This is a genomic window from Streptomyces sp. NPDC054975 (assembly GCF_053609105.1).
Genome location: NZ_JBSGWV010000089.1, coordinates 1 through 10221, shown reverse-complemented (window position 1 = coordinate 10221; position 10221 = coordinate 1). Strand labels below are relative to the sequence as shown.

At 71.1% G+C, this 10221-nt stretch carries 9 protein-coding genes; all 9 read left to right on the top strand.

From position 1 onward, the window contains the following. Nucleotides 1-156 precede the first annotated feature (156 nt). The 9 genes from ACWF79_RS34335 to ACWF79_RS34295 are packed head-to-tail and all read left to right on the top strand — an operon-like array spanning nt 157 to nt 10121. Nucleotides 157-1479: a nucleotide disphospho-sugar-binding domain-containing protein gene (locus ACWF79_RS34335; protein WP_453732099.1), complete on the top strand. Its 1323-nt coding sequence runs from the start codon at nt 157-159 to the stop codon at nt 1477-1479. An 11-nt stretch (nt 1480-1490) separates the two neighbouring features. Next, nucleotides 1491-2099: a dTDP-4-dehydrorhamnose 3,5-epimerase family protein gene (locus ACWF79_RS34330; protein ID WP_453732098.1), complete on the top strand. Its 609-nt coding sequence runs from the start codon at nt 1491-1493 to the stop codon at nt 2097-2099. Nucleotides 2100-2101: 2 nt separating this feature from the next. Further along, a complete protein-coding gene (locus ACWF79_RS34325; RefSeq protein WP_453732097.1) occupies nt 2102-3169 on the top strand; it encodes a glucose-1-phosphate thymidylyltransferase in 1068 nt (355 codons plus the stop codon). Beyond that, complete coding sequence (gene rfbB / locus ACWF79_RS34320; protein ID WP_453732096.1) at nt 3166-4146, top strand: dTDP-glucose 4,6-dehydratase; 981 nt, start codon at nt 3166-3168, stop codon at nt 4144-4146. The genes ACWF79_RS34325 and rfbB overlap by 4 nt, the downstream gene beginning before the upstream one ends. Next, nucleotides 4143-5048, top strand: coding sequence for an NAD-dependent epimerase/dehydratase family protein (locus ACWF79_RS34315; protein WP_453732095.1), 906 nt, complete (start codon nt 4143-4145; stop codon nt 5046-5048). Before rfbB ends, ACWF79_RS34315 begins: the two co-directional genes overlap by 4 nt. 36 nt (nt 5049-5084) lie before the next feature. Beyond that, complete coding sequence (gene rfbH / locus ACWF79_RS34310) at nt 5085-6389, top strand: lipopolysaccharide biosynthesis protein RfbH (RefSeq protein WP_453732094.1); 1305 nt, start codon at nt 5085-5087, stop codon at nt 6387-6389. Then, entirely contained in the window at nt 6386-7774 is a 1389-nt protein-coding gene (locus ACWF79_RS34305) for an NDP-hexose 2,3-dehydratase family protein (protein WP_453732093.1), read from the top strand. Before rfbH ends, ACWF79_RS34305 begins: the two co-directional genes overlap by 4 nt. Next, entirely contained in the window at nt 7771-8766 is a 996-nt protein-coding gene (locus ACWF79_RS34300; RefSeq protein WP_453732092.1) for a Gfo/Idh/MocA family protein, read from the top strand. Before ACWF79_RS34305 ends, ACWF79_RS34300 begins: the two co-directional genes overlap by 4 nt. Beyond that, a complete protein-coding gene (locus ACWF79_RS34295) occupies nt 8763-10121 on the top strand; it encodes an FAD-dependent oxidoreductase (RefSeq protein WP_453732091.1) in 1359 nt (452 codons plus the stop codon). The genes ACWF79_RS34300 and ACWF79_RS34295 overlap by 4 nt, the downstream gene beginning before the upstream one ends. Nucleotides 10122-10221: the final 100 nt, after the last annotated feature.

The window sequence follows — 10221 nt, the reverse complement described above, 5'->3', positions numbered from 1 at the left end:
CGGGGTGGGTTGTTTGCTTGTTATTTGTTTCCGGCTCACGGCCCCGACCCTTTTTCGTTGACTTTTCTTCAAATTGGTCCTGGTTACTCGCCGATTACTCAGGGGTGCCGCCCGCTCGACTAACTTGCAGATATGACGAGCGACCGGGGGAGAGGCATGCGGGTTTTGTTCACCGTGTGGCCCGCCCAGGCACATCTTTTTCCGACGTACTCACTCGCCGCGGCACTGCAGGCGGCGGGGCACGAGGTACGCGTGGCGGGCCTGCGCACCACGGCCGAGAACGCCCGGGCGATCGGCCTCACCGGGGTGTCGCTCGGAGGTAGGGAATTCTCGGCGGCCTCCCTGGACGAACTGCGCGCCAGGGAATCGTCCGCCGAACGCTTCGAGGAAGAACTCGACCTCGTGGAAAAGGGTTTGGCGCTCGACGAGGCCGAGATCCGGCACTGGCAGACGTTCCGCCACTTCCCGCTGTCGGCCGCACGGGTGTTCCACCCCGCCTACGGCGGGCCGGAAGGTCACCCCGCCCTGCTGGACAGCCTGATCGACTTCGCCGGCCGGTGGCAGCCCGACCTGGTGCTGTGGGATCCCATCTGGCCCTCCTCCGCGATCGCGGCACGGCTGGTCGGGGCGGCCCACGCCCGGCTGCTGTGGGGCGAGGACTACTACGCCTGGGCCCAGGACCGGATCGAGGCCCACGTGGGTCCGGGCGCCCCGAGCCCGCTCGCAGGCCTGGTGCGGGGCCTGGCCGAGCACCACGGGGTGGAGGTCGACGAGGAGCTGCTGTTCGGGCAGTGGAGCGTCGACCCCATGCCGGCCGCGATGCGTCTGTCCACCCGCACCCGGACCGTTCCGATGCGGTGGATCCCCTACACCGGACCGGCCACGCTCCCCGAGTGGATGCGCGAGCCGCCTACGCGGCCGAGGGTGGCCATGACCCTGGGGGGTTCGATCCGCACCCTCGCACCCGGCAGCTGGACCCGGTGGGTGGACAACCTGCTGGCGGCGGTGGACGGCCTGGACGTCGACGTCGTCGCCACCTTCGACGAGGGCCAGCTCGCCGGGCGTACGGTGCCCGACAACGTCCGGGCCTTCGACTACGTGCCGCTCGCGCCGCTGCTGCCGACCTGTGCGGCGCTGATCCACCACGGCGGCAGCGGCACGCACGGCGCCGCGGTGGCGCACGGGGTGCCGCAGCTGATCACGCTGGAGGACCGCGGTCCCCAGACGCCCGTCACCGACAACACCATGGGCGCGTGGAGCTTCGCGCGCCACATCGAGGAGCGCGGCGCGGGGCTGACCCTCAACCAGGACCTGCACTCCGTCGCCGAGATGCGCGAACGCCTCCTGCGCGTGATCGGCGACCCGTCGTTCCGGGACGGCGCCCGCGCGCTGCGGAGGGACGCTCTGGCGGTGCCGTCCCCGGCGGACATCGTGCCCACGCTCGAGAAGCTCACGGCCCGGCACCGGGCCCGGGCGTAGGAGGGCCCCGCATGCGTATCACGCCGACCAAGGTGCCCGGAGCCTTCCTCGTCACCCCGGACGCCCTGCGCGACGAGCGCGGAAGCTTCCACGAGGGATGGCGCGCCGAGGAACTGGAGCGCGCGACGGGATATCCGTTCACCCCCCGCCAGATCAACTATTCGGTGTCCCGCCGCAATACGCTGCGCGGCATTCACAGCGTGGCCCGCCCGCCCGGGCAGGCGAAGTTCGTGACGTGCGTCCGTGGCGCGCTGCGGGATTTCGTCGTCGACCTGCGGGTCGATTCGCCGACGTTCGGCCGGTACGACTCGAACGTGCTCGACGCCGACTCCGGGAACTCCGTCTTCGTGCCCGAGGGCGTCGGCCATGGCTTCCTCACGCTCACCGACGACGCCTGCATCTGTTACGTGCTGTCCAGCGAACACGTCCCGGGCACGCAGATCGACATCAACCCGCTCGATCCCGACCTCGACCTTCCCTGGGGTTTCACGGAACCACCGTTGATATCCGAGAAGGATGCGCATGCGATGAGCGTCGCCGACGGAATCTCCCTCGGCACCTTCGCCCACTGGAGAGACACCAGCCCGGATGCGCTGTCCGCCGCCGCGAGGAGAACGTGACCATGAAAGCTCTCGTACTGTCCGGGGGCGCAGGCACACGGCTGCGCCCGTTCAGCTATTCCATGCCGAAGCAGCTCATTCCCATTGCCAACAAGCCCGTTCTCGAACACGTCCTGGAGAACGTGGCCGCGCTCGGAGTGACCGAGATCGCCGTCATCGTGGGCGACTGGGGCGACGAGATCGCCGACGCGATCGGAGACGGCTCCCGATTCGGCTGCCGCATCACCTACATTCCGCAGGAGAAGCCGCTCGGCCTTGCCCACTGCGTGGCGCTGGCCCGTCCTTTCCTCGGTGACGACGACTTCGTCATGTACCTCGGCGACAACATGCTGCCCGACGGAATCCAGGACATCGCCGACGAGTTCACGGAGAACCGCCCCGCCGCGCAGGTCCTGGTGCACAAGGTCCCCGACCCGACGGCCTTCGGCGTCGCGGAGCTCGACGAGAACGGCGCCGTGCGGCGGCTGGTGGAGAAGCCCAGGCAACCGCGGAGCGATCTGGCGCTGATCGGCGTCTACTTCTTCACGTCCGCCATTCACGAGGCGGTGGACTCCATCGCTCCGAGCGCCCGCGGGGAGCTGGAGATCACGGACGCCATCCAGTGGCTGGTGGCCTCCGGCGCCGACGTCCGGGCCAGCGTGTACGACGGCTACTGGAAGGACACCGGGCGCGTCGACGACGTCCTTGCCTGCAACCGCAAGCTGCTCGACGACCAGGAGCCGAAGGTGCTCGGTGACGTCGACGGGGCCAGCGAGCTGATCGGCCCGGTCACCGTCGAGGCGGGCGCCCGCGTGGTGCGTTCGCGGATCGAGGGCCCGGCCGTCATCGGCGCGGGCACCCTCGTCGAGGACTCCCAGGTCGGCCCGTACACCGCCATCGGACGCGGGTGCACCCTGCGTGCCACCCGGCTGGCCGACTCGATCGTCCTTGACAACGCCTCGATCTCGCGGGTGCCTGGCCTGCACGGCTCGCTGATCGGCCGCTCCGCGGTCATCGGACCCAGCGAGCACGAGGAGTCCCACCACCGGCTCGTGGTGGGCGATCACACCCGGATAGAGGTCGCGGCATGAGGATCCTGGTCACCGGCGGCGCCGGCTTCATCGGCTCGCACTACGTGCGCACCCTGCTGGCGGGCGGCTATCCGGGGTGCGAGGACACACGCGTCACCGTCCTCGACAAGCTCACCTACGCCGGCCATCTGAGCAACCTGCCCATGGACGATCCGCGGCTGGAGTTCGTCCGGGGCGACATCTGCGACCTGCCGCTCCTGCTCGACCTGCTGCCCGGCCACGACGCCGTGGTGCACTTCGCCGCCGAGTCGCACGTCGACCGCTCCATCGAGGCGGCGGCCGACTTCGTCCGTACGAACGTCGGCGGTACGCAGAGCGTGCTCGAGGCCTGCCTGCGCACCGGCGTGGAGCGGGTGGTGCATGTCTCCACCGACGAGGTGTACGGCTCGATCGCCGAGGGCTCGTGGACCGAGACGTGGCCGCTGGAGCCCAACACCCCCTACGCCGCGTCGAAGGCGGGCTCGGACCTGGTCGCCCGCTCCTATGTGCGCACCCACGGCCTCGACCTGTCGATCACCCGGTGCTCCAACAACTACGGGCCGTACCAGCACCCGGAGAAGCTCATCCCGCTGTTCATCACCAACCTCCTCGCCGGCGAGTCCGTCCCGCTGTACGGCGACGGGGGCAACATCCGCGAGTGGCTGCACGTCGACGACCACTGCCGCGCCATCCACACGGTCCTGACGCGCGGCCGGGCGGGGGAGATCTACAACATCGGCGGCGGCAACGAACAGACCAACCTCCAGATCACCGGCCGGCTCCTCGAACTGTGCGGCGCGGACGAGTCGATGATCCGGTGGGTCGCCGACCGCAAGGGCCACGACCTGCGCTACTCGATCGACGAGTCCAAGATCCGTGAGGAGCTGGGGTACGAGCCCCGGATCTCCTTCGAGGACGGGCTGAGGGACACCGTCGCCTGGTACCGGGACAACCCCGACTGGTGGAAGTCGATCAAGCACCAGCAGGCCGAGGCATGACGGCCGTCGTCCTCGGCGGGTCCGGCTTCCTGGGCCGGCACGTCGCCGCAGCCCTCCGGGACGCCGGGCGCCGCGTCGTCTCCGTCTCCAGGACCGAAGGCGCGGGAATCGACCTGACGGCCGACGACGGGCAGGACCGGTTCGCCGCACTGCTCGCCGCGGAGCGGGCCACCCTGGTGGTCAACGCGGCGGGCCGGGCCTGGCGGGCGACCGAGGAGGACATGGTCCGCGGCAACGCCGAGCTCGTCGAGCGGCTCGTCGCGGCCGTCCTGGCCGTACCCACGCCGCCCCGTCTCGTCCAGATCGGCACCGTGCACGAGTACGGGCCGGGCACGCCGGGCACCGGCGTCACGGAGGACGCGCCCGCGCTGCCGGTGACCCCGTACGGACGCACCAAGCTGCGCGCCACCGGGACGGTCCTCGCCGCCTGCGCCGCCTCGGACCTGGACGCCGTCGTGCTGCGCGTCGCCAACGTGGCCGGGCCCGGGGCTCCGGTCGGCAGCCTGCTGCGCACCGTGGCCGACCAACTGGTGGACGTGGCCTCCGGCGCCCTTGCCGAACTGCGGTACGGACCGCTCCGGGCGCAGCGGGACTTCGTCGACGTACGGGACGTGGCCGACGCCGTCGTGGCGGCCGCCGACGCCCCGCGCGCGGCGGTGAGCGGCCATGTGATCAACATCGGCAGCGGCGAGGCGGTGCGGGCCCGCGAGCTCGTCGACCGTCTCGTCGCGCTGAGCGGCCTGACCGTTCCGGTCGTCGAGGAGACGGCCGCGCCCGGCGCCGCCGCCCGGTCCGACGTCGAGTGGCAGCAGCTCGACATAGCCAAAGCACACCGCGTACTGGGCTGGAAGCCGGCCCGTGACCTGGACACGTCGCTGCGCGATCTGCTCCAGAGCCGCTGACGACGCAGACGCATTCGAGGAAGAGGAAAGTCGGACATGAGCGATCACAAGGCGCTGGTCCTGGAATACGCCCGCAAGTATCACCACGACGTCCATCCCGCGGGGCCGTTCGTGCCCGGGGTCACCGAGATCTGGCCCTCGGGTGCCGTCCTGGACGAGGAGGACCGGGCCGCGCTGGTCGAGGCCGCCCTGGAGATGCGTATCGCCGCCGGGCCGAGCTCCCGGAAGTTCGAGTCGGCGTTCGCCCGGAAGCTGGGACGGCGCAAGGCGCACCTGACCAACTCCGGCTCCTCGGCGAACCTGTTGGCCCTGACCGCGCTGACCTCGCACGTCATGGGCGAGCGGCGGCTGAAGCCGGGCGACGAGGTGATCACGGTCGCGGCGGGCTTCCCCACCACGGTCAACCCGATCGTGCAGAACAACCTCGTGCCCGTCTTCGTCGACGTCGAACTGGGCACGTACAACACCACGGCGGACCGGGTGGCGCAGGCGATCGGGCCGAAGACCCGGGCCATCATGATCGCCCACGCCCTCGGCAACCCTTTCGAGGTCGCCGAGGTCGCCCAACTCGCCAAGGATCATGACCTGTTCTTCGTCGAGGACAACTGCGACGCGGTGGGCACGCTCTACGACGGCAAGCTGACCGGCAGCTTCGGCGACCTGACGACCGTCAGTTTCTACCCCGCGCACCACCTCACCATGGGCGAGGGCGGCTGCGTCCTCACGTCCAACCTCCAGCTGGCGCGCGTGGTGGAGTCGCTGCGCGACTGGGGCCGGGACTGCTGGTGCGAGCCGGGCAAGAACAACACCTGCCTCAAGCGGTTCGAGTACCAGTTGGGCAACCTGCCCAAGGGGTACGACCACAAGTACATTTTCTCGCACGTCGGTTACAACCTGAAGGCCACCGACCTCCAGGCGGCCCTCGGCCTGACCCAGCTGACCAAGCTCGACGACTTCTGCGCGGCGCGCCGGCGCAACTGGCGCCAGCTCCGCGAGGGCCTGGCCGACGTGCCGCACCTGCTGCTGCCCGAGGCCACTCCGCGCTCCGACCCGAGCTGGTTCGGCTTCGTCATCACCGTCCAGCCGGACGCCCCGTTCAGCCGGGCCGCGCTGGTGGACTTCCTCGAAGGCCGCAAGATCGGTACGCGACGGCTGTTCGCCGGCAACCTGACGCGCCAGCCCGCCTATGTCGACCAGCCGCACCGGGTCGTCGGGGACCTCGCCAACAGCGACCTGATCACCGACCAGACGTTCTGGATCGGCGTCTACCCCGGGCTCACCGAGGAGATGCTCCAGTACGTCATCGCCTCCATCAAGGAATTCGTGGGGTCCCACACGTGAGCGCTCCCGCCCTGCTGCGGCCACGCGAGGACGCCTCGGTCGCGACCCGCCTCGCCCGCTCCGCCGACGCCAAGGAGTCCGGCGCGTTCCTGCGCACCGGCGACTTCGCCGACTGGCTCGGCGCCCGGGGCCGGGCGCACACCTTCCGGGTGGACCGCATCCCCTTCGCCGACCTGGACGGCTGGTCGTTCGCCCCGGACACGGGCAACCTGGTGCACCGCAGCGGACGGTTCTTCACCGTCGAGGGACTGCGCGTCACCCGCGACGAAGGACCGTTCCGCGAGTGGCAGCAGCCGATCATCAAGCAGCCCGAGGTCGGCATCCTCGGCATCCTGGCCAAGGAGTTCGACGGAGTCCTGCACTTCCTGATGCAGGCCAAGATGGAACCGGGCAACCGGAACCTGCTCCAGCTCTCGCCCACCGTGCAGGCGACGCGGAGCAACTACACCAAGGCCCACCAGGGCGCGGACGTGAAGTACATCGACCACTTCATCCGCCCCTCCGCGCGGAGCCGGGTGCTCGCCGACGCGCTCCAGTCGGAGCACGGCTCGTGGTTCCACCAGAAGTCCAACCGGAACATGATCGTCGAGACGGACGAGGACATCCCTCTCGACGAGGACTTCTGCTGGCTCACCCTGGGCCAGATCGGCGAACTGCTGCACGCGGACAACGTGGTGAACATGGACGCGCGGACCGTCCTCGCGTGCGCCCCGGTGGCGTACGACGAGCCCGGCGCGCTGCGGTCGGACACCGAACTGCTGTCGTGGTTCACCGCCGAACGCTCCCGCCACCAGGTGACCACCGAGCGCATACCGCTGCGGGACGTCGCCGAGTGGAAGCGCGGCGACATGGCCATCGAGCACGCGGGCGGCGGGTACTTCCAGGTGGTCGCGGTCTCCGTGACCGCCGACAACCGCGAGGTCACCGGTTGGACCCAGCCCCTGTTCGAGCCGGTGGGCCTGGGCGTCACCGCGTTCCTCACCCGCCGTGTGGACGGGGTGCCGCACGTGCTGGCGCACGCGCGCGTGGAGGGCGGGTTCCTCGACACCGTGGAACTCGGCCCGACCGTCCAGTACACCCCCGACAACTACGCGCACGTGGCCGGCTCCGGCTGGCCGCCGTACCTCGAGGCCGTGCTCGCCGCCGATCCCTCGCGCGTGCGCTACGAGGCGGTGCACTCGGAGGAGGGCGGCCGCTTCCTGAACGCCGAGAGCCGCTACCTCTTCGTCGAGGCGGACGAGGAGACGGCGCGCGCCGACCCGCCCCCCGGCTACCACTGGGTCACCCCCGGCCAGCTGACCTCCCTGGTCCGGCACGGCCACTACGTCAACGTGCAGGCCCGCACCCTGCTGTCGCTCCTCAACTCCGGGTGCGTGCGCCTGTGAGCGCCGCCGCCCGCCCCGCTCCGGTCCGCATCGCCGTCCTCGGCTGCGCGGACATCGCCCGACGGCGCATGCTGCCCGCCTTCGCCGCCTCACCGGACGTCGAGATCACCGCCGTGGCCGGCCGTGACGCCGACCAGGCGAAGGAGCTCGCCGAGCGGTTCGGCTGCCGGGCGATGACCGGATACGAGACGGCCCTGTCCGACGAGGAGGTGCGGGCCGTCTACGTACCGCTGCCCGCCGCGCTGCACGCCACCTGGGTGGAACGCGCCCTGCTCGCGGGCAAGCACGTCCTGGCCGAGAAGCCGTTGTCGCTCTCCCTGCCGGAGTCGCTGAGGCTCACCCGGCTCGCCCGGGAGCGGGGGCTGGCGCTGATGGAGAACGTCATGTTCGTCCACCACGCGCAGCACGACGCGGTACGGGGCCTCCTCGCGGAGGGCGCCATCGGCGAACTCCGCGCGTTCCAGGCGTCGTTCACCGTCCCCCGCCTGGCCGACGACGACATCCGCTACCGTCCGGAGCTCGGCGGCGGCGCCCTCACCGACACCGGCGTGTACCCGGTCCGGGCCGCGCTCCACCTGCTCGGGCCGGACCTGGAGGTGGCGGGCGCCCACCTCGCCCACGGCCCCGGCTTCACCGTGGACACGGCGGGCGCGGCACTCCTGCGCGACGACCGGGGAACCAGCGCCCAACTGACCTTCGGACTGGACCACGCCTACCGCAACACCTACGAGCTGTGCGGGTCCACGGGCCGGATGACCGTCGACCGCGCCTTCACCCCACCCTCCGACCACCGGCCGGTGATCCGCCTGGAGAACCGCGACGGCGTACGAGAGGTGGTCCTGGCCCCCGACGACCAGGTGGCGAACAGCGTCGCGGCCTTCGTCGCCGCCGTACGGACCCAGGCGCCGCCGGACGACGCGATCGTGCGCCAGGCCGCCCTGCTGGACGACATACGAGCCCACGCGGCCCCACGGGAGGAGACCCGTCGATGACCAGCCATGTCGCAGACCACGCCGTGGTGTTGGGCGGTGGGATGGCCGGGCTCCTCACGGCCCGCGTCCTCGCCGACTCCTTCGCCCGGGTGACCGTGGTGGACCGGGACGAGGTCCGCGGCGTGCGAGGGGTGCGCAAGGGCATCCCGCAGGGCCGCCACGTCCACGGACTGCAGCCACGTGGCCGGGAGATCATGGACGAGCTGTTCCCCGGCTTCACCGAGGAGACGGTGGACCTCGGCGCGCAGCTCCAGGACACGCTGAACGACGCCCACTGGCACTTCAACGGCCTGCGCCTGCGCAAGGCCCCCAGCACGATGGCGACCGTCGCCGCCGGGCGCCCCTTCCTGGAGTGGTACGTCCGCGGCAGGGTCGAGGCGCTGCCGAACGTGACGTTCCTCCAGGGCCAGGACGTCACCGGCATCGACACGACGCCGGACCGGGGCCGGGTCGTCGGCGTGCAGGTGCGGCCCCACGGCGAGGACGCCGCCGGCGACCCCCGCACACTGGCGGCCGACCTCGTCGTGGACGCCACCGGCCGTGGCTCGCGCACCCCCGCGTGGCTGGAGCAGCTCGGCTATCCGCGGGTGGGGGAAGAGCGGTCGAAGATCGGACTCGGGTACGCGAGCCGCCACTACCGCCTCCGCCCCGACACCCCGCACGACGGCCGTACGCTCGTCGTCGTCGCCTCCGCGCGGCGGCCGCGCGGAGCGGTCTGCACCCGGATCGAGGACGACCGCTTCCTGCTGACGGCGTACGGCGTCCTCGGCGACCACCCACCCACGGACCCCGAGGGCTTCGACAGCTTCCTGAAGTCGCTGGCCGTGCCCTACGTCGCCGAGTTCGCGCAGACGGCGGAGCCGCTGGACGAGCCCGTGGCGTACCGCTTCCCGGTCAGCCTGCGGCGGCGGTACGAAGACATGGAACGCTTCCCCGCCGGCCTGCTGGTGGCCGGTGACGGCGTGTGCAGCTTCAACCCGACCTACGCGCAGGGCATGACCGTCGCCGCCCTCGGCGCGCTCACCCTGCGCCGGCACCTGCGGCGCGGCTCGCTGCCCCGGCCCCGCGACTACTTCCGTGACCTCGCCCGCGAGGCGGTCGCCCCGTCGTGGGAGGCGATGATCCTGAACGACCTCGCCTTTCCCGAGGCCGAGGGCGAGCGCACCCTCAAGATCCGCGTCGCCCACGCCTACGTGGCCCTCGTCCAGAAGGCCGCCACACGGGACGCCCAGGTCGCGGAGGCCTTCGTCCGGGTCGTGTCCCTCATGGACGGCCCCGAATCGCTCATGCGCCCCCGCATCCTCCTGCGGGTGCTGCGTCACGGGCTCGGCGGCCCGGCTCCGGCGCCCGCCTGACCCGCACGGCCACGCGAAGGGGCCCCGCGACCGCGGCGAGCGGTGCTTGCTGCCGTTGACGATCGTGACCGTCACCTGGAACGCGCTGTTGCCCTTGGTG

What these genes read in the sequence shown, in the direction of transcription:
- rfbH (WP_453732094.1), top strand. Translation starts at nt 5,085, where the DNA reads ATGAGCGATCACAAGGCGCTGGTCCTGGAATACGCCCGCAAGTATCAC.
- ACWF79_RS34330 (WP_453732098.1), top strand. Translation starts at nt 1,491, where the DNA reads ATGCGTATCACGCCGACCAAGGTGCCCGGAGCCTTCCTCGTCACCCCG.
- rfbB (WP_453732096.1), top strand. Translation starts at nt 3,166, where the DNA reads ATGAGGATCCTGGTCACCGGCGGCGCCGGCTTCATCGGCTCGCACTAC.
- ACWF79_RS34335 (WP_453732099.1), top strand. Translation starts at nt 157, where the DNA reads ATGCGGGTTTTGTTCACCGTGTGGCCCGCCCAGGCACATCTTTTTCCG.
- ACWF79_RS34295 (WP_453732091.1), top strand. Translation starts at nt 8,763, where the DNA reads ATGACCAGCCATGTCGCAGACCACGCCGTGGTGTTGGGCGGTGGGATG.
- ACWF79_RS34315 (WP_453732095.1), top strand. Translation starts at nt 4,143, where the DNA reads ATGACGGCCGTCGTCCTCGGCGGGTCCGGCTTCCTGGGCCGGCACGTC.
- ACWF79_RS34325 (WP_453732097.1), top strand. Translation starts at nt 2,102, where the DNA reads ATGAAAGCTCTCGTACTGTCCGGGGGCGCAGGCACACGGCTGCGCCCG.